This is a genomic window from Nocardiopsis sp. NPDC050513 (assembly GCF_044457925.1).
In the GTDB taxonomy this organism is placed as follows: Bacteria; Actinomycetota; Actinomycetes; order Streptosporangiales; family Streptosporangiaceae; genus Nocardiopsis.
Genome location: NZ_JBITHK010000004.1, coordinates 183,469 through 202,770 on the forward strand (window position 1 = coordinate 183,469; position 19,302 = coordinate 202,770).

Here is a 19,302-nt window from a genome sequence, read left to right on the forward strand (position 1 = left end):
AGTGGTTCAGGATCGGGCGAGCGGGTTGTCCACCATGCCGTGCATGACGTCGAACTCGGCGTCGCGCTCGGCGCGGTCGTGGAAGCCTCCGCCCATGAGCTGCTCGCGGTTGAGCGCGACCCGCCCCACCCGGGGAGCCAGCAGGTCGAACCACGCGAAGCGCTCGGCCAGCTCGGGGAAGCGCCCGTGGTAGGCGACGACCTGCTCGCGCGCCAGTGCCCACAGGCGCTCCTCGGAGACGCCGAGCTGGCGCTGGGCGATGTCGGCGAGGTAGCGCAGGTGTCCCGCGCAGATCGCCGACAGCACCGAGTGGGCCAGCTCGCCGGGCTCCCAGCGGTGCAGCATCGCGCGCACGTGGTCGGGGATCTCCGCGTACTCGGGCAGGTCGAAGGGGAGCAGTTCGACGTCGGAGCCGAAGTCCTTCAGGGCGATGCGCACCGGCACGTCGGCCTCGTCGAAGATGAGCACGACGTTCTCGCCGTGCGGGGTGAACGACGCGCCGTACCGGTACAGGTAGTGCAGCACGGGCGGGAACAGCGCCGAGACGAAGCGGCGCAGCCACTCCTCGGCGTCCAGCCCCGAGCGCGCGACCAGCTCGGCGACCATCGCCCGCCCGTCGGTGCCCTCCAGCAGCAGGCACGCCATGGTGCGGGCGCGTTCGCCCTCCTCCAGGCTGTTGTGCACCGGCTCGCGCCAGATGGCGCCGAGCAGCTCGTTGAACCGGTAGGGCGCCTGGGGGAGGCGGTCGAAGACCGGGTGCGGGACGGTCGCGGAGGCGGCCTCGCCCAGCATGACGACCCCGCACTCCTCGCGCAGGAAGTCGTCGCGCGCCACCAGGGACTGGAGCCAGGCGCTGGTGTGCGGCGCGCACGCGGTCTGGGTGCCCGACAGCCCCCGCCACACCAGGGTGTTGCGGATCATCAGCGGCACCTTGACGTTGCGCCGGTGCGGCCGGTCCAGGTTCATCAGGGTGCGGATGGACTGGAAGGGGCGGTAGCGGTCCCGGCTGCGGCCGAGTTCGACCACCCGCCCCTGGGCGATCTCGGCAGCGAACAGCGGCGCCACGACCTCGTCCCACTGGAAGGGGTGCACGGGCAGCCACAGGTAGGCGTTCGGGTCGCCGCCGCGGGCGCGCACGGCCTCGGCGAAGTCGGCGCGCTGGTCGGCGTCGAGCTCCTCCTCGACCAGGCGGAGCCGGTCGGTTCCGGGCATGGTCTGGAAGCGGCCCAGGTCGGGGTGGACGGCGATCCACACCAGGTGGAAGGCCCCGCGCGCCTCGGGCGTGTACAGGCCGGCGTCGGAGGCGGAGAAACCGAGCCTGCCCTTGTTGAGGAACATGCACGGGTGCCCGGTCTGGTAGCCCTCCAGGTCCTCGTAGGCCAGGTCGGCCAGGGCGGCGGCGCCCGGGGTGGCGGCCAGCAGGCGGGCGTCGGCGGTGTGGGTCGCCAGAAGGTCGCGGACGACGTCGGCCAGGGAGTCGCCGGGCAGGCCCACGGTCTCCTGGGCGTCGGTGACGAACACGGTCGGGTCCCACGCCCGCGCGGTGCCCTCCGGGGTGGTCCGGGTCAGGGAGCCGGGGTCGACGTGCCAGGAGCCGAACCCGCCCCGGCGGGCGGTGAACCGGTACTCGACGCCGCCGTCGACCGCCAGCGACCACGCGGGGTCGCCGTCGCCGTCCCGCTCGGCGGGGGCGGGCACCACCATCTCCTCGTAGGCGGTCTCGGCGATGACCCGCGCGAGCAGGCGGCGTCCCGCCTCGCGCCAGACGCGCGCGTCGGGGTGGTCGGCGGCTCCGGTCGCCTCGGGCGGCGCGGTGGTGTCAGTGGACATGCTGGTCCTCCTCCTCGCGGTCCCGCGCGGACGGCTGGTGGTCGCGCGGGGCGGCGGGTGCGGGGTCGGCGGCGGTCGGGTGTGCGGGGACGGTCGGGGTCGCGTGGGCGGTGTGGGACGTGCGGTCCCCGTGGGGCACTGGGTCTTCCTCCGGGACCGCGGCCTCCGGTGCTGCGGGGTCGCCTGTCGTCGCAGGGTTGCCGGACGGCCCCTCGGGCAGGGCGATGAGCAGGAGCGACAGGACCGCGAACAGCGCTGCGCCGACGGCCAGCGGCAGCGCGAGTCCGGTGGTGGCCAGTCCGGTCGCCAGCAGCGGGCTGATCAGGGTGGCGCCCACGCGCACGGTCTCCACGGCGGCGAAGGCCGGGCCGCGCGCCCGCGTGACCGCGAACACCCGCAGGTCCAGGGCGACGTGGCCCAGACCGAGTCCGACGCCGAAGACCACCCGGCCCAGGGCGAGGAGGGCGAGGTCCGGCGACAGGAACTGGACGAACAGCCCCAGCGCCGCGATCGCGCACGCGATCGGCAGCAGGGCCCTGCCCAGCAGGGCGTGGACGCGACCGGCGAACGGCAGCACCGCGAGCACGGTCAGCTGCGGCAGGAGGAACAGGGCGGCGGCCACCGCGGGGTCGATCCCCGAGCCCTCGGCGTAGAGGGTGAAGAACGGCCGGACCACCAGGCGGGCCGACTCGGCGGCCAGCACGGCGGCGCACACCGCCACCAGCGGCAGCAGCAGGGCCGGGCGCGCCCGCAGGCGGGCGGGGCGCGCGCCGTCGGCCGACCGGGACGGGGCCGCGCCGTCGGTCCGGGGCTCCGCGTCGTCCCTGATCGCGGGCTCGGCCGCGCGGCCGCGCGGCAGGTGGCGGTGGCACAGCACGGCCAGCGCCACGTACAGCAGCGCGCACGCGGCGATGCCCCAGCGCGGGTTGGGCAGCGCCATGATCCCCGCGCCCAGGACGGTGGCGGTCACCGTCCCGACGTTGATGATGTAGGTGTGCGCCGTGACGTCGCGCATCCGGTCGTTCCCGCTGCCCACGAAGGCCGGGTAGGCCAGCGCGAAGGACATGGTGACCGCCACCTGCACCGCGGACAGCACCGTGAAGACCGTGTAGGTCGGCGCGGCGGCGATCATCAGCTCCAGGGCGGCCGCGACCACCAGACCCCAGGTGACCAGCGACGCCATCGAGAAGCGGCGCGCCACCAGCCCCCACAGCGGCATCGCGGCCAGGGCGGTGACCCGGCACACCCAGATGTAGGTTCCGGTCGCGGACATGTCCGTGACGCCGAACAGCCGCTCGAAGAGCTGGGGGTAGAAGGGGCTCAACGCCACGTCCGACACCAGGTGCAGGACGATGACGAGCAGGTACAGGCGGCGGAAGGCGGGGGCCGTCACTCGCGGTCCTCCGGGGCGTCGGGCGCGCCGAAGGACGTGAAGGCGGTCCTCTCGGGCAGCCGGTACACGGTCCTGCCGGTGACGCTGTTGAGGATGCCGGCGGCCCGCCACGCGCCCAGGCCCAGGTCGGGGGCGCCGACGCCGTGCGTGTGCAGCTCGGCGTTCTGCACGTGGATCGGCGCGGTGATCGCGGGGTCGGTGCGCAGCCGGTGGTCGGCGTCGATCGCGAACCGGCCCCGCCCGTCGGTCTCGATGAGTTTCAGGACCGGCTCCAGGAAGTCCGGTCGGCGCTGGGCGTACCCGGACGCGGCCACGACGCCGTCGGTGCGGGTGGTGAACACCCGGTCCTGCTCGCGGTGGCGGAAGGTCAGCGCCAGGCGGTCGCCGTCCTCGCGGGCCTCCAGCAGTTCGCAGTGGGCGCGCAGGGTCGCGTCGACCGGCGCTCCGGCCACGCCGCGCTCGTACAGCGCGTCGTGGATGTCGGAGATGGTGTCGGCGCTGATGCCCTTGTACAGCTGCCACTGGGAGGGCACCAGGCCGTCCCTCACCGGCTGGGGCAGGGCGTGGAAGTAGCGGGTGTAGTCGGGGGTGAAGTGCTCCAGGCCGAGCTTGGAGTACTCCATCGGCGCGAACGCGGGCGAGCGGGTCAGCCAGTGCACGCGGGTGCCGGCGTGCGCGGGGGAGCGCAGCAGGTCGAGGAAGACCTCGGCGCCGGACTGCCCGGACCCGATCACGGTCAGGTCGCGCGCTCCGGCCAGACCCGGGACCCGGTCCAGGTACTCGGCGGCGTGGAACACCCGCTTGCCCGCCAGGTCGCGCAGCGCCTCGGGCAGGACGGGCTCGGTGCCGATGCCCAGGACCAGGGCGCGGCCGCGCACGGTGTGCACGGCGCCGGAGGAGTCCTCGTGCTCGATGGCGAACACGCCGTCGTCGTGGTGCACCGAGCGCACCCGGGCGTCGAAGCGGCACGAGTCCAGGCTCCCGGCCACCCAGCGGCAGTAGTCGTCGTACTCGCGGCGCGGGACGTGGAAGTTCTCGGTGAAGTAGAAGGGGAAGAGCCGGTCGTGCTCGCGCAGGTAGGACAGGAAGGACCACCGGCTGGTGGGATCGACGAGCGTGACCAGGTCGGCGAGGAACGGAACCTGGAGGCGGGCGCCCTCCAGCAGCAGGCCCGGGTGCCAGGAGAAGCCGGGGCGCGCCTCCAGGAAGCGGGCGGTCAGCCCGGGGACGGCGTCGGCCAGAGCGGCCAGGGCCAGGTTGAACGGGCCCAGGCCGACGCCCACGAGGTCGTGGACCTCCGGCGCGGCGCCGGTTCGGTCGGTGGGGTTCCGGGCGGCGGTCATCGGGCGTCCTCCGGGTTCTGGACGGCCGCGGACTCGGCGTCGCCGGCGGCGACGACGAGGTCGAGCAGGGCGGCGATGTCGTTCGGGGTGGTCTCGGGGTTGAGGAGGGTCAGCTTGAGCCAGACCCGTCCGTCGATGTGGGTGCGGCCCACCACGGCCTGCCCGTGTTCCAGGAGGCGGCGGCGCAGCCGTGCGTTGACCGCGTCGGTGTCGGGGCCCGCGTCGTAGCGGAAGACGACGGTGGTCAGGGAGGGGGCCGCGGCCAGGGTCAGCTTCGGGGCGGCGATCACCTGGGAGCTGGCCGTCAGCGCCAGGGAGCGGCAGGCGTCCACCATGCGGCCCAGGCCCTTCCTGCCCAGGGCGCGCAAGGTGACGGCGATCTTGAACACGTCCGCGCGCCGGGTGGTGCGCAGCGAGTATCCGAGCAGGCTGGGGTAGCCCGCCTCCTCGTCGTCGGTCGGGTTGAGGTAGGACACCGACCGCGACAGCGGCGCGAACGAGGCCCGCTCGCGGGTGAGCAGGACACCCGCCGCCACCGGCTGCCAGCCGAGCTTGTGCAGGTCCAGGCTGACGGAGTCGGCGCGCCCCAGTCCGTCCAGCAGGCCGCGCAGCCGGTCGGAGAACAGGAGGCCGCCACCGTAGGCGGCGTCGACGTGCAGCCACACCCCGTGCTCGGCCGCGATGTGCGCGATCGAGGCCAGCGGGTCGATGCCGCCCAGGTCGGTCGTGCCCGCGGTGGCCACGATCGCGACCGGGAGGTCGCCGTCCTCGCGCAGGCGGCGCAGGGTCCGGCGCAGGGCCTCGGGACGCATGCGGTGCTCGGAGTCGACGGGGACGGTGACGACCGCCTCCTCGCCCAGGCCGAGCAGGGCGGCGGCCCGCTGGACGGAGAAGTGCGCGACCTCGCCGCACAGGATGCGGGGGAGCGCCCCGTTCGCGGCCGCGGCCACGCCCGTGCGGGTGGCGTCGAGGCCGGAGCGGGCGGCCAGCGCGTGGTCGCGTGCCAGCAGCAGCGCGGTCAGGTTGGACTCGGTGCCGCCGGAGGTGACCACGCCGCCGGCCCGCTGCCCGTCGTATCCGGCCAGGTCGGCCAGTTCCGCGATGATCCGAGTCTCCATGGCGGTCGCGGCCGGAGCCTGGTCCCAGGAGTCCAGGGACTGGTTCAGGATCGAGGCGACGGTGTCGGCGGCCACGGCGACGGCGAGCGGGGGGCAGTGCAGGTGGGCCGCGCAGTGCGGGTGGGCCGGGTCGGCGGTGCCCGCGGCGAGGGCGGTGGTGAGGCGGTGCAGTACCTCGGCGGAGCGGTCGGGGCCGTCGGGCTGGACGGTGTCCAGCGCGTCGGCGACCATGGCGGCCACCTGCTGCGGGGTCATGGCCGGCAGGGGGCCGCCGCGGCGGGCCGAGGAGTCGACCAGGGCTCGGGCGGCGGACTCGACGAGGGAGGCGACGGTGGCCGGTCCGCTGGCCGCCCCGGCGTGCCCGAGGGATCCGGCGAGAGCGGAGGGGGTGAGGTCGGGGAGGGGGCGGTCGGCGGCGTCGGTGACGGTCGTCGGGGGCCCGGTCCTGGGCGTGGTGTGCATGAGGCGTCAGAACTCCGTTTCTGTGACGGGTCGGTAACGCGCGGATGGCGGGCACGGACAGGGGCGTCCGCCGTGGACGGAGGCCGGCTGGCGTCGTCGGGATCGGGTTGTCGTGGTCGTGCTGGGGGCGGTCCGCTTCGGGCGGGTGGGCTCGGATGCCTCTGCGGGCTGGCCCACCCTGGCTGGGCGGGTTCGGCCGAGGCGGTCGGCGGGGGCGGGCCGCTGGCCCGGCCGGTTCCGGCCCGGACCCCGAACCGGACGGTCAGCCGCGCAGCGGCATGATCAGGCAGTGGTGGCGCCGCCAGCCGTCGTGCGGGGCCAGGTCGCCCACGTGCCGCCAGCCGCTGCGCAGACTCAGGTTCAGGGCCTGGCTGTTGCCCTCGGCCACCAGGGACGCGGCGCGCTCCTCGGGCCGGCCGGAGAGGAACAGCGGAAGGCCCCGCTCGACGAGTCCGCTGCGCCGGAAGGGGGCGCGGATGAGCGCCTCGCACACGGCCAGGGTGCGGCCGGGGCGCTCGTCGGTCATGTCCTGGGCGTCCACGCCCGGGGCGGGGGTGAAGCCGTCCCACCAGCCGGTGGCGGCGGGGAGGGTGTAGCCGTAGACGAACCCGGCGAGCTCGCCGTCCACGTGTCCGGCGGTCAGCCGGAAGCCCGGTCTGGCGGCGCTGAAGGCCAGCCGTTCGCCGAACGAGGGGTCGTTGTGGTCGGGAAGGTGGAGGGCGTGGGCGTAGACCTCCTCGTAGGCCGCGACCCAGGGGCTGGGATCGGCCAGGACGTCGGCGCCGGCGAGGTTGCTCAGGTCCAGCCGGGTGGCGGTCGGGGCTGAGGTGGCCATGGGGTCTCCTCGTTGGGGGATGGATCGTACGGATACGGGGGGCACGGGCTGGTCCGATGCGGGGTGACCAGCACGTTTATTAGGGCAGGCTTACCTAAGTATGTCAACCCTGTGAACTAGAGGGTGTTCGGCGCCACAGCCCGGACGGGCGCGTTCCGGGTGCTCACCGTCACGCGCGGTGCCCCCGGGTGGGCCAGGAACGCGGGCATCGCGAACTCGTGTCCGTAGGCGCCCGCGTTCGGGAACACCAGCACGTCACCGGCGTGGACGGACTCCACGCGCACGTCGCGCGCCAGCACGTCCTCGGGCGTGCACAGTTCGCCGGAGACGGTCACCGGCGCACCGGCCACCCCCGGTCGGGGCAGTGACGACGGCCATGCCCGGCCGGGCAGCACCGCGAAGTTGTGGCGGATCTCCCAGGAGGTCGGCAGCTGGAAGTGGTTGATCCCACCCCGCACCACCGCGAAGTGGCCGCCGTAGGCCGACTTCACGTCCGTCACACGGGCCACGTACCAGCCGGTCGGCGCGGCGATCCACCGCCCCGGTTCGAACACGACCTCCACGCCCGGGTCGTCCAGCTCCGCGAGCGCGGCGCCGAACGCCGCCAGGTCGAAGTCCGTGTCGCCCTCCTCGAAGGGCACGCCCAGCCCTCCGCCCACGTCCACGACCCGCAGGTCCACGCCGTGCGCCCTCGCCGTCGCGCGCGCCCACTCCAGGCACCAGCGCACGTACGCCGCGTGCGCCACGGCGTCGGTGTTGCCGCTGACCGCGTGCACGTGGAAGCCCACCAGGTCCAGACCGGGCAGCAGGGAGGCCGTGCGCAGCGCCGAGGGCACCAGCGGTTCGGGCACGCCGAAGGGGCCGGGCGTTCCGCCCATGGTCAACGCGCCGCTCACCGGCACCCGCTCCGGGTTCACCCGCAGCGTGACCGGAACGACCGTGCCCGCGTCCCGCGCCGCCGCCGAGATCCGGTGCAGCTCCAGTTCGCTCTCGGCGTTGACGACGACGTCCGCGCCCTCCTCGGCGCGCAGCCCGGCCAGACCGGCCAGCAGTTCGGGCGTCTTGCCCGGGCCGCTCACCGCGATCCGCCCCGGTCGCGGGCCGTGGCGGCGCTCGGCCAGCGAGGCGAGGCAGGCGCGCGCCTCGTACAGCGAGGCGGCCTCGAACCCGTCCACCGCCTCGGCCAGGTGCGCGAGCACGGGGGCGAACCCGTTGGACTTGGCGGCGAAGTACACCCGCGCCCAGCCGGGCAGCGCGGCGCGCAGCGTCCGCGCGCGCTCGGCGGCCAGGGCGGGGTCGTAGACGTAGCCGGAGCCGGGGGAGGCGGCGAGCCCGTGGGCGGCCTCGCGCACCCGCTCGGGGATCCGGTCGGCCGTCAGGCAGGGGGCGTTCTCGAAGGAGCGGGGCGGTTCCACGGCGGATCCTTCCGGTGCGGTGTGCCGTCCCGGACACCCGGGGTGCCCGGGGTCCGACACGACGGAGGGGCCCGTTCGCCGACCGACGGACGGGCCCCGTAGACGGTCTCGTCTGGTGTGCTCTGTCGTTCGGGTGCCGCTAGCGCTGCGGGTCGACCCCGAAGGTCTCGGCCAGGTCGTCGAGCACCGCGTGGGCGGCGATCAGGCCGACGCCGGAGATCCAGTGGGCGTCGTCGACCTCGGTCTTCTCGCCCTCCAGCTCGTCCCACAGCGGGCTGTTCGAGTACTCCTCCTGCTGCTCGGCGACGCCGTCGGCGCCGTCGTCGTCGTAGGCGGCGACGAAGATGCGGTCGGCGTCCAGGTCGAGCAGGCGCTCCTGGCTGTGGTAGGTGACGATGTCGTCGGCGTTGGTGGAGGTGCCCTCGCCGGACGGCAGGCCCAGGTCGTCCAGGATCACGCCGATGTAGGAGTTGCGGGTGTACAGGCGCACGCCCTCCGCGTCGCCGGCGAAGCGCACGATCGAGACGGTCGGCGCCTCGCCGCCCTCGGCCTCGACGATGGCCTCGCCGATCGCGGCGGCCCGCTCCTCGAACTCGGTGATGAGGGCCTCGGCCTCCTCCTCGGCGCCCAGCGACTCGGCGGTCAGACGCAGGTTGTCCTTCCAGGTCGCGCCGGTGGTCTCCGACATGACGGTCGGCGCGACCTCGCTCAGCTGGTCGTAGCCGTCGCCGTGGCGCACCTCGGCGGACAGGATCAGGTCAGGCTCCGTCTGGGCGACCAGCTCGGGGCTGATGTCCCACAGCAGGCCGACCGGCGTGGCCTCGTCGTAGGTACCCGTGTTCCAGTCGCTGTCGACGAGGTAGCCGGGCAGCTCCTGGGTGTCCTCGGAGAAGGTCGTGAAGCCGACGACGTTGCCGCCCAGGGCGAGCGTGGCGTCGACGTAGGTGGAGTCCAGGGGCAGGACCCGCCCGGGGGCGTCCGGGATCTCGGTCGATCCCATGGCGTGCTCGACGGTGCGCGGGAAGCCCTCGGCGGAGCCGCCCTGGGTCGCGCCGTCGTCGGACGCGTCGTCAGCGGGCCCGGCCGCACCGCAGGCGGTGAGCAGGCTGACGGCGGCGGCGACGGCCACGGCGGGAAGTCCCGCGCGGCGCAGGAGGGTGGAGGATGTCATGAGGCAACTCGCAATCGGGGTCGGGACGCGTCCTGGCGACCGTGCGAACGGGGGAGGCACTGCCGCCGACGATGTGTTGTCCCAGGCTGGGACGTGGCAAACTTAGATCATCATCGTATGGCTAGGCAAACCTAAGTTAGGTTTACCTGGCCCTCGTCATGAGGGGAGCAGTGGGTGAGTGACACCCCCGGGGCCGGAACGGTCGGCCCCGTCACCACGGCCGGGGGCCCCTCCGCCTCCGGCGCCGACGACCCTCCGCGCACGGGGGTGATCGGCGCCCGCCGCGCCCGCCGCATCGCCGGTCTGGGCCTGCTCGCCGCGGTGCTCGCGCTCGCGGCGCTGAGCAGCGTCCTGATCGGAGCGCGCACACTCGACCCCGGCACCGTGTGGCTGGCGCTGTCCCACGCGGCCGGTGACGAGGCCGACATCATCGTCAACGAGATCCGCCTGCCCCGCACCGCGCTCGGCCTGCTCGCCGGGATCAGCCTCGGTCTGGGCGGCGCGCTCATGCAGGGGCACACGCGCAACCCCCTGGGCGACCCCAGCATCCTCGGCGTCACCTTCGGCGCGGCCTTCGCGGTGGTCCTCGGGATCTACTTCCTGGGCATCACCGACCTGCGCACCCAGGCGTGGCTGGCGTTCGCGGGCGCCGGAGTCGCGGCCCTGGTCGTCTACCTCATCGGCTCCGTGCCAGGCCGCGGACCCACACCCATCACCCTCGCCCTCGCCGGAACCGCCGTGAGCTGGCTCATGTACTCGCTGGTCTCCGGGATCGTCCTGCTCGACCAGGCCACCATGGACGACTTCCGCTTCTGGCGGGTGGGCTCCCTCACCGGCCGCGACCCCTCGGTCATCCCCCAGATGATCCCGTTCGTGGCCGTCGGCGTCGTCCTGGCACTGGCCAACGCCCGCGCCCTCAACGCCCTGGCCCTGGGAGAGGACACCGCCCGCGCCCTGGGCTTCCGCGTCGGGCGGGCCCGGGCCACCGGCCTGGTCGCCATCACCCTGCTCACCGGCGTGACCGTCGCCGCCTGCGGCCCGATCGCGTTCGTCGGACTCATCGTCCCGCACCTGGCCCGGGCGATGGTCGGCTCCGACCACCGCTGGCTGCTGCCCTACTCCGCCCTCCTCGGCGCCATCCTGCTCATGGCCGCCGACGTGCTCGGCCGTTTCCTGGCCCCGCCCGGGGAACTCCAGGTCGGTGTGGTGCTCGCCCTCCTGGGCGCCCCGTTCTTCGTCTACGTCGTCCGACGCAGGAGACTGCTGACTCTATGAGTTCCACCCTCGTCCCCACCGACCCCCGCACCCAGGCCCCCGCGCGCCTGCGCACGGTACGCGCCCTGCGCGTGGGACCGGTCGCGCTCCCCGTGCGTCCGAGGCTGCTCACCGTCTCCCTCCTGGCCTGCGCGGCCATCCTCGTCCTGGTCAGCCTCAACCTGGCCATGGGCGACACTCCCGTCTCCGTCCCGCAGGTGTGGGCCAACGTCGTCGGCACCAGCAGCGACCAGTACTTCACCATCTGGCGGGTGCGCATGCCCCGCGTCGTGGTCGGTCTGCTCGCCGGAGCCGCCCTCGCCGCCGCCGGCGCGATCACCCAGACGATCATGCGCAACCCGCTGGCCAGCCCCGACCTGCTCGGCGTCACCCACGGCGCGAGCGCGGGCGTGGTCGCGGTCATGGCCTTCGGGGGCAGCTACGGCATCGTCACCGGACCCCTCGCCGACATCGGCGTGCCCGCCGTCGCCCTGGCGAGCGGCCTGGCCGCCGGAGTCCTGTGCTACGCGCTGGCCTGGCGCTCGGGCGTGGACGGCTACCGGCTGCTCCTGGTCGGCGTGGGCATGTCCGCGGTCCTGATGAACATCACCCTGTGGATGCTCACCCTCGGCGAGGTCAGCGACAGCGGTCGCGCCATGGTGTGGATCGCGGGCAGCCTCACCATGCGCACCTGGCCGAACGCGGTCCCCGTCGCCCTGGCCCTGCTCGTGTGCCTGCCCGCCGCCCTGGTCATGGCCCGCACCCTGGACGCCCTGGCCTACGGCGACGACGTCGCCCGGGGACTGGGCGTGCGGGTGGAGCGGAGCCGGACCGCACTCCTGGTCCTGGCGGTGCTGCTCGCCGCCTTCGGCACCTCGGCCGCCGGCCCCATCCTGTTCGTCGCCCTGGCCTCACCGCAGATCGCCCTGCGGCTGGCCCGCGCGCCCCGCCCGCCGGTCCTGCTGTCCGCCCTGGTCGGGGCCGGGCTCGTGTGCGGCGCCGACCTCATCGCCCGGAACCTGTTCGCGACCATCCAGCTCCCCGTGGGCGTGGTCACCGGCAGTCTGGGCGCCCTCTACCTCATCTACCTGCTCGTCCGCGGCAACCGAAAGGTCCAGGCGTGACCACGACCCACGGCAACACCACGCACGTCGACGCCCCCGCCGTCCAGGCCGGCCCCGGCGCCCGGGCCCGGCTCAGCGCCCGCGGCCTGACCCTCGCCTACGACGACCGCACCATCGTCGACGGCCTGGACGCCGACATCGTCGAGGGCACCATCACCTGCGTCATCGGCCCCAACGGATGCGGCAAGTCCACGATGCTGCGCGCCCTCGGGCGGCTCATGCGACCCCGTGCGGGCGTGGTCGAGCTCGACGGACGCGACATCCACCGCGCCCCCACCCGGGAGGTCGCCCAGGTCCTGGGGATCCTGCCGCAGCAGCCGACCGCCCCCGACGGCCTGACCGTCGCCGACCTCGTCGCCCGGGGCCGCCACCCCGCCCAGCGCTGGTACCGGCAGTGGTCGGGGGACGACCACCGCGCCGTCGCCGACGCTCTGGCCCAGACCGGTCTGCTGGAGTTGGCCGACACGCCGCTGGACGAGCTGTCCGGCGGGCAGCGCCAGCGGGCGTGGATCTCGATGGTGCTGGCGCAGGGCACCGACCTCCTGCTGCTGGACGAGCCCACCACCTTCCTGGACCTCGTCCACCAGGTCGACGTGCTGGACCTGGTCCGCGACCTGCACCAGCAGGGCGGGCGGACGATCGTCATGGTGCTGCACGACCTCAACCTGGCCGCCCGCTACGCCGACACCGTCATCGCCATGCGCGAGGGCAGGGTGGTGGCGTGCGGGCCGCCGGCCGAGGTGCTGACGCCGGGGCTGCTGGCGGAGGCGTTCGGGCTGGAGGCCGTGGTCGTGGAGGACCCGGTGACCGGGGGGCCGATGGTCGTGCCCGTGGGCCGGAGCGGCGGCGTGTCCTAGGGCGCCGAGGCGGAGCTGCGTCGCGGGGATCAGGTCCGGGAGGTGCGTTGGCGTACCTCGTGGACGACGGCGGTGAACAGGTCCGTGAGGGCCGCGACGGCCACCGGCTGGACCGGCTGGGTGCGGCGCACGAGCACGATGTGGCGTTCGACGGGGGCGCTCAGCTCGATCCGGCACAGCCCGCTGGGGTGCAGGAGGTCCTCCATCAGGGAGGTGAGGGGGGTGACGCCGAGCCCCTGGGCGGCGAGTTCCAGGGAGGTGCGGGTGTCGGTGACCTCGTGCACCACCCGCGGTTCGAAGCCGGAGAGCCGGCAGGCCGCGTAGATCGCCCGGGCGTACTGGGTCTCCTTCGGCGGCAGGATCCACTGCCACTCGCGCGCCGCCTCCAGCGGGATCTCGCACGGTGAGTGCAGGTGCGCCGTGACGGCCAGGCCGAAGCGCTCCGTGTCGAGCCGGACGATCTCCGTCTGGGAATCCCTGGGTATGGGCGCGTGGGGGTAGTCGATCCCCAGGGCGAGGTCGACCTCGCCGTCGCGCACGGCGGCCGGTGTCGCGTCGACGCTGAACTCCCTGCTGGTGACGGTCAGCTTCGGGTAGTGCGCGAGGGCCTTGGTGATCGTGGGGACGAGCAGGGCGGCTGCGGTCGTGGCGAACGTGCCCACGCGGACGACACCGGCCACCTCCCGCTTCTCGGTGTCCAGCGCCCGCCTGGCGTCGGTCACCGCCTGGAGCACCCGTTCGGCGTGTTCGGCCAGGATCATGCCGCCGCGGGTGAGCTGGACCCCGCGCCCCACCCTGGCCGTCAGCGCGGTGCCGGTCGCCTTCTCCAGATTGGCGAGCTGCTGCGAGACGGCGCCCGTCGTGTAGCCCAGCGACTCGGCGGCCGCCGCCATGGTGCCGCACCGCGCGAGTTCGCGCAGGGCGCGGAGCTGACCCATCGTTACATCCATTGAGGAAACCTAAACAATCAGCCCGAAGAACATTCGATAGACCTGATTCGTCATGGAGCGTAGCTTATGGGGACAGCGGTCGAGTGACCTGGGTCACGAGGGTCCTCACCTGTGAGAACTCCGCCGCCGCTGTGATGGTTCCGGGTGCGGTCGACGCTGAGGGGTGACTCATGCACGCTGACGTTGCTGGTCGGGGCGGGCTTCCGGAGAGCGCGGAGGCCGTCGTGGTCGGCGGAGGGATCATGGGCGCCAGCATCGCCCACCACCTCGCCGAGGCGGGCGTCACCGACGTGGTCGTGGTCGAGCGCGACCGGGTGGCGTCGGGGTCCTCCGGCAAGCCCGTCGGCGGTGTGCGGGCGCAGTTCTCCGACCCGGTCAACGTCGCTCTGGGGGCCCGGAGCCTGGAGGCGTTCGCGCGGCTCCGGGAGACCACCGGCGCGGACATCTCGATGGAGCGGGTGGGATACCTCTTCCTGCTGCGCGACCCGGAGGACGTTCCCCGGTTCGAGCGCAACGTCGCATTGCAGAACGAGTTGGGCGTGCCCACCCGGATGGTCTCCGCGGCCGAGGCGCGGCGCCTGTGCCCCTACGCCACCGGCGAGGGCATCCTCGGCGCGGCGTTCTCCCCCGACGACGGGCACGCCCGGCCGGCGGAGGCCGCCTGGGGCTTCCTGCGCACCGCGGCCAGCCGCGGGGTGCGTCTGTTCGAGAACACCGCCGTCCTCGACATCACGACCACCGGCGCGGGCGACATCCGGGGCGTGGTGACCGACCGGGGCACGGTGCGGACCTCCGCGGTGATCGTGGCGGCGGGGGCCTGGTCGAAGCAGGTGGGCGCGATGGCCGGGGTCGACCTCCCGGTCGAGCCGCTGCGGCGGCAGATCGCGATCACCCGGCCGCTGAGCCCCACACCGCCCCGCGTCCCGTTCACCATCGACTTCACCACGTCGATGTACTTCCACAACCACGAGGACGGGCTGCTGCTGGGCATGTCCGACCCCGCGCAGGAGTACGGCTTCGTCACCGACTACTCCGGGGAGTGGCTCGCCGGATTCGACGACGCGGCCCGTGTCTGCGCCCCGGACCTGGTCGGCCTGCCGGTCGACCACGGCTGGGCGGGGCTGTACGAGATGACCCCGGACTGCAACGCCCTGGTCGGGCGGAGCCGTTCGGTGGACGGCCTGCTCTACGCGACGGGGTTCTCCGGGCACGGCTTCCTCCAGGCGCCCGCGGTCGGTGAGGTGATCCGCGACCTGTACCTGGGCGTGCCGCCGTTCGTGGACGTGGCATCGCTGTCGGTGGAGCGGTTCGACACCAGTCCGCTCCGCCGGGAGTTCAACGTGGTCTGACCGGATCCGCCCGCTTCCGGGCACAGCGGACACGACATGGGGACAGGGAGGAAGCACATGACCGATGCACAGCCATGGCAACTACGCACCGAATTCGCCAGACGACTATCCGTCATGTACGGCACGGAGGTGCCCGCGTACACGACCCTCGTGGACATCTCCCACGAGGTCAACCGGGACCTGCTCGACAAGGACCCCGAGCGGGCCCAGCGGCTGGGCGGCATCGACCGCGTCACCGCCGAGCGCCACGGCGCGATCCGCGTGGGAACCCCGGAGGAACTGCGCCAGGTGGGCCAGGTCTTCGCGGCCCTGGGCATGCACCCGGTCGGTTTCTACGACCTGCGCGAAGCCGCCGCCAGCGCGGTCCCGGTGGTCTCCACCGCGTTCCGGCCCATCGACGAGGACGAGCTCGCCCGCAACCCGTTCCGCGTGTTCACCTCGGTCCTGACGCCCTCGGACCGCCGCTTCTTCGACGCCGATCTCCAGCACCGTCTGGAGGGGTTCCTCGCCCGGCGCCGCCTGTTCCCGCCGGAGCTGATCACCCTGGCCGAACGCGCCGAGCACGACGGAGGGCTGGCGCGGGCCGACGCCGAGCGGTTCCTCGACCTGGCCGTGCGCGCCTTCGAGCTGTCCTCCGCACCCGTGGACCGGGCCTGGTACGCCGAACTCGAACGCGTCTCCAGCGTCGCCGCCGACATCGGCGGAGTGGCGAGCACGCACATCAACCACCTCACGCCGCGCGTGCTCGACATCGACGAACTGTACGAGCGGATGGCGCGGCTCGGCGTCACCATGATCGACGACATCCAGGGTCCGCCCCGCTGGGAGGGGCCGGACGTGCTGCTGCGCCAGACCTCCTTCCGCGCCCTGGCCGAGCCGCGCCGGTTCCGCGAGGCGGACGGCTCCGTGGCCGAGGGGGCGCTGCGGGTCCGGTTCGGCGAGGTCGAGGCGCGGGGGATCGCGCTGACGCCGCAGGGCCGCGCACTCTACGACGAGCTCGTCGACGAGGTGGACCGCCGACGGCGCGGGACGGGACGCGGGCGCGCCGACGTCGCCGTCGAGGTGTGGTCCGAGCGCCTGCCCCGGTCCGAGCACGCGCTGGCCCGGGAGGGCCTGGCCTACTTCACCTACTCCGCCGCCGCCGACCGCCCCGCCTCCCCGGCCCCGCCCCCCGAGTCCCTGTCCGACCTGGTCGACCAGGGCTGGGTGCGGGCCGAGCCGATCGTCTACGAGGACTTCCTGCCCCGCTCCGCGGCCGGGATCTTCCAGTCGAACCTGACCGGCGACGGCGCCAAGGACACCACCCAACGGGCCGCCGCGCTGGACGCCCGGTGGATGTCCGGCGTCCTGGACCGCACCCTGCACGACCCCTACGACCTCTACGCACGACAGCGGGAACGGTCCCTGGAGACCGTACGCGGCGAACTCGCCGCCCCGCGCGCCGGATCACGGCCGTGACCGACGGAGAAAGGACGACGAACTCCATGCCCGACATCCCCGCCCTCACCACCACCGACGAATTGGCCGAACGGGCCCGCAAGGCCCTGAGCGCCTGCGGCGCCTCCGACTACGAGGGCTCCGGCCCGCACTCCCTTCCGGCCCGCTCCCCGATCACCGGCGGCACCCTGTTCACCGTGGCCGGGGCCTCCCGGGACCGCGTACGCGACGCGATCACCGAGGCCGGGGAGGCCTTCCCCGCGTGGCGCGACACCCCCGCGCCGGTGCGCGGCGCCCTGGTCAAGCGCCTGGGAGAACTGCTGGCCGAGCACAAGCAGGACCTGGCGGACCTGGTGACCGTCGAGGCCGGGAAGATCGGCTCCGAGGCACTGGGCGAGGTGCAGGAGATGATCGACATCTGCGACCTCGCCGTGGGCATGTCGCGGCAGCTGGAGGGGCGCACTCTCGCCTCCGAGCGGCCGGGGCACAAGCTGCTGGAGACCTGGCACCCGCTCGGGGTGGTCGGCGTGATCTCGGCCTTCAACTTCCCGGTGGCCGTGTGGGCGTGGAACACGGCGGTGGCGCTGGTGTGCGGCGACACGGTCGTGTGGAAGCCCTCCGAGCTCACCCCGCTGACCGCCCTGGCCTCGGCGGCGCTGCTCGACCGGGCCGTCGCCGACACCGGAGCCCCCGAAGGCGTCCACCGGCTGGTGCTCGCCGGGCCCGCCGACGCCGCGCCCCTGGTGGACAGCCCGGACGTGCCGCTGGTGAGCGCGACCGGCTCCGAGCGGATGGGCCGCGAGATCGCCCCCCGCGTCGCGGCCCGGTTCGGCCGGACCATCCTCGAGTTGGGCGGCAACAACGCCGCGATCGTCACCCCCTCGGCCGACCTGGAACTGGCCGTCCGGGGCATCGTCTTCTCCGCCGCGGGCACCGCCGGGCAGCGGTGCACGACCCTGCGCCGTCTGATCGTGCACGAGGACATCGCCGACGACGTCGTCACCCGGGTGGCCGGTGTGTTCGCGAACCTGGACATCGGGGACCCGTTCTCCCCCGACACGCTCGTCGGGCCGCTGGTCGACGAGCGTGCCCACGCGGCCATGGGCACCGCGCTGGAGCGGGCCGTCGCCGACGGCGGCGAGGTGGTCGCGGGCGGAGGGCGGCGGCTGGCCGACGCGGCGGCCGACGCCTACTACGTCGAACCCGCCATCGTGCGCATGCCCGCCCAGACCGAGGTCGTCAAGCAGGAGACGTTCGCGCCGATCCTCTACGTCCTGACCTACCGGACCTTCGACGAGGCCGTCGCCCTGCACAACGACGTACCCCAGGGCCTGTCGTCGAGCGTGTTCACCACGGACCAGCGGGAGGCCGAGCGCTTCACCGCCTCCTCCGGCTCGGACTGCGGCATCGCCAACGTCAACATCGGCACCTCCGGCGCCGAGATCGGCGGCGCGTTCGGCGGCGAGAAGACCACCGGCGGCGGCCGCGAGTCGGGGTCGGACGCCTGGCGGGGCTACATGCGGCGCGCCACCAACACCGTCAACTACTCCACCGAACTCCCCCTGGCCCAGGGGGTGAACTTCGGATGAGGCTGGACGACTTCTCCCACGCCGACGCGTGGGGGCCGGAGAAGATCGTCACCGTCTCCGACACCCGCACCGGCATGCGCGGCGTCCTGGTGATCGACAACACCGCCCGCGGCATGGGCAAGGGCGGGACCCGGATGAGTCCGACCCTGACCATCACCGAGGTGGCGCGCCTGGCACGGGTCATGACGTGGAAGTGGGCGGCCGTCGACGTGTTCCTCGGCGGCGCCAAGGCCGGCATCAGGTTCGACCCCGCCTCGGCCGACAAGGAGGCGGCCCTGCGCGCCTTCGCGCGGGCCCTGTCCAGCGAGGTGCCCGAGGAGTACGTGTTCGGCCTCGACATGGGGCTCACCGAACACGACGCGGCCGTCGTCCAGGACGAGTTGGGCGACCGCCGCACGGCGGTCGGCAGCCCGCGCGAACTCGGCGGCGTGCCCTACGACCAGTGGGGCGTCACCGGATACGGAGTGGCCGAGGCCGCCGAGGAGGCCGTCCGGCACCGCGGGCTGGACCTGCGCGGCGCGCGCGTCGTGGTCCAGGGGTTCGGGGCCGTGGGGGCCGCGGCGGCCGGGCGCCTGCACGAGCTGGGGGCGCGGGTCGTCGCCGTCTCGACCGCCGAGGGCGCGGTCCACGCCCCCGACGGCCTGGACGTGCCCGCCCTGCTCCGGTCGAGGGACGAGTGGGGCGACGCCCTGGTCCACCACGTCGACGGGGCCGAACTCCTCCGCACCGGCGAGGAGCTCACCCTGCCCGCGGACGTGCTCGTCCCCGCGGCCAGACAGGACGTGGTCGACGTCGGCACGGCCCGCGAGCTGTCGGCGTCGGTCGTCGTCGAGGGCGCCAACCTCGCGCTGACGCCCAAGGCGCAGACCATCCTGGCCGAGCGCGGCGTCAGCGTCGTCCCGGACTTCATCGCCAACGCGGGCGGGGTGGTGGCCGCCGCCTACGCCATGGACGCGCGGTCGTCGGTCTTCCCGGTGGAGCCGGACCCGATCCGCGCCGCGGTGTCGGAGCGGTTGCGGGCCAACACGGCCCAGGTCCTCGACGAGAGCGCGCGCGACGCGCTCACCTCCCACGCGGCGGCCCGACGGCTCGCCGAGCGGCGCGTGCGCGCCGCCATGGAACTCAGCGGGCGCGTCCGGTCCGCCTAGGGCTCCGCACCTCCCATCCCCCTTCAC

15 protein-coding genes are annotated in these 19,302 nt (G+C 73.9%); 7 read left to right on the forward strand and 8 right to left on the reverse strand.

The window, feature by feature from the left end:
- Positions 1 to 6: 6 nt before the first annotated feature.
- From ACIBFB_RS08735 to ACIBFB_RS08765, 7 genes are all read right to left on the reverse strand, one after another.
- Complete coding sequence (locus ACIBFB_RS08735) at positions 7 to 1,830, reverse strand: IucA/IucC family protein (protein WP_397227843.1); 1,824 nt, start codon at positions 1,828 to 1,830, stop codon at positions 7 to 9.
- Positions 1,820 to 3,223, reverse strand: coding sequence for a hypothetical protein (locus ACIBFB_RS08740; RefSeq protein ID WP_397227845.1), 1,404 nt, complete (start codon positions 3,221 to 3,223; stop codon positions 1,820 to 1,822). The genes ACIBFB_RS08735 and ACIBFB_RS08740 overlap by 11 nt, the downstream gene beginning before the upstream one ends.
- On the reverse strand, positions 3,220 to 4,566 hold the full coding sequence (locus tag ACIBFB_RS08745) for a lysine N(6)-hydroxylase/L-ornithine N(5)-oxygenase family protein (RefSeq protein WP_397227847.1): 1,347 nt from the start codon (positions 4,564 to 4,566) through the stop codon (positions 3,220 to 3,222). Before ACIBFB_RS08745 ends, ACIBFB_RS08740 begins: the two co-directional genes overlap by 4 nt.
- The gene (locus ACIBFB_RS08750; RefSeq protein WP_397227849.1) at positions 4,563 to 6,146 is read right to left on the reverse strand and encodes a pyridoxal phosphate-dependent decarboxylase family protein; all 1,584 of its coding nucleotides are present in this window, start codon (positions 6,144 to 6,146) and stop codon (positions 4,563 to 4,565) included. The genes ACIBFB_RS08745 and ACIBFB_RS08750 overlap by 4 nt, the downstream gene beginning before the upstream one ends.
- A 262-nt stretch (positions 6,147 to 6,408) precedes the next feature.
- A complete protein-coding gene (locus tag ACIBFB_RS08755) occupies positions 6,409 to 6,981 on the reverse strand; it encodes a GNAT family N-acetyltransferase (RefSeq protein WP_397227851.1) in 573 nt (190 codons plus the stop codon).
- 116 nt (positions 6,982 to 7,097) lie between these two features.
- The gene (locus tag ACIBFB_RS08760; protein ID WP_397227853.1) at positions 7,098 to 8,396 is read right to left on the reverse strand and encodes an alanine racemase; all 1,299 of its coding nucleotides are present in this window, start codon (positions 8,394 to 8,396) and stop codon (positions 7,098 to 7,100) included.
- A 139-nt stretch (positions 8,397 to 8,535) separates the two neighbouring features.
- The gene (locus ACIBFB_RS08765) at positions 8,536 to 9,567 is read right to left on the reverse strand and encodes an ABC transporter substrate-binding protein (RefSeq protein ID WP_397227855.1); all 1,032 of its coding nucleotides are present in this window, start codon (positions 9,565 to 9,567) and stop codon (positions 8,536 to 8,538) included.
- 174 nt (positions 9,568 to 9,741) lie between these two features.
- Here ACIBFB_RS08765 and ACIBFB_RS08770 point away from each other — a divergent pair, with 174 nt between their 5' ends.
- From ACIBFB_RS08770 to ACIBFB_RS08780, 3 genes are read left to right on the forward strand one after another with little or no spacing between them, the layout of a single operon-like run.
- Positions 9,742 to 10,842: a FecCD family ABC transporter permease gene (locus tag ACIBFB_RS08770; RefSeq protein WP_397227857.1), complete on the forward strand. Its 1,101-nt coding sequence runs from the start codon at positions 9,742 to 9,744 to the stop codon at positions 10,840 to 10,842.
- Positions 10,839 to 11,945, forward strand: coding sequence for a FecCD family ABC transporter permease (locus tag ACIBFB_RS08775; RefSeq protein WP_397227859.1), 1,107 nt, complete (start codon positions 10,839 to 10,841; stop codon positions 11,943 to 11,945). Before ACIBFB_RS08770 ends, ACIBFB_RS08775 begins: the two co-directional genes overlap by 4 nt.
- Positions 11,942 to 12,802 carry an ABC transporter ATP-binding protein gene (locus ACIBFB_RS08780; protein ID WP_397227861.1) on the forward strand — a complete coding sequence of 287 codons (861 nt, stop codon included), beginning with the start codon at positions 11,942 to 11,944 and terminating at the stop codon, positions 12,800 to 12,802. Before ACIBFB_RS08775 ends, ACIBFB_RS08780 begins: the two co-directional genes overlap by 4 nt.
- 29 nt (positions 12,803 to 12,831) lie before the next feature.
- Here ACIBFB_RS08780 and ACIBFB_RS08785 read toward each other — a convergent pair whose 3' ends face one another.
- On the reverse strand, positions 12,832 to 13,740 hold the full coding sequence (locus ACIBFB_RS08785) for a LysR family transcriptional regulator (protein ID WP_397227863.1): 909 nt from the start codon (positions 13,738 to 13,740) through the stop codon (positions 12,832 to 12,834).
- 182 nt (positions 13,741 to 13,922) lie between these two features.
- Between ACIBFB_RS08785 and ACIBFB_RS08790 the strand changes: the two genes are divergently transcribed.
- Genes ACIBFB_RS08790 through ACIBFB_RS08805 form a run of 4 tightly spaced genes read left to right on the forward strand, consistent with a single transcriptional unit; the run spans position 13,923 to position 19,275 of the window.
- The gene (locus tag ACIBFB_RS08790; protein ID WP_397227865.1) at positions 13,923 to 15,101 is read left to right on the forward strand and encodes an NAD(P)/FAD-dependent oxidoreductase; all 1,179 of its coding nucleotides are present in this window, start codon (positions 13,923 to 13,925) and stop codon (positions 15,099 to 15,101) included.
- A 57-nt stretch (positions 15,102 to 15,158) separates the two neighbouring features.
- Positions 15,159 to 16,559, forward strand: coding sequence for a 2-oxoadipate dioxygenase/decarboxylase family protein (locus tag ACIBFB_RS08795; protein ID WP_397227867.1), 1,401 nt, complete (start codon positions 15,159 to 15,161; stop codon positions 16,557 to 16,559).
- A 26-nt stretch (positions 16,560 to 16,585) separates the two neighbouring features.
- On the forward strand, positions 16,586 to 18,127 hold the full coding sequence (locus ACIBFB_RS08800; RefSeq protein WP_397227869.1) for an aldehyde dehydrogenase family protein: 1,542 nt from the start codon (positions 16,586 to 16,588) through the stop codon (positions 18,125 to 18,127).
- Positions 18,124 to 19,275, forward strand: coding sequence for a Glu/Leu/Phe/Val dehydrogenase (locus ACIBFB_RS08805; protein WP_397227871.1), 1,152 nt, complete (start codon positions 18,124 to 18,126; stop codon positions 19,273 to 19,275). Before ACIBFB_RS08800 ends, ACIBFB_RS08805 begins: the two co-directional genes overlap by 4 nt.
- Positions 19,276 to 19,302: the final 27 nt, after the last annotated feature.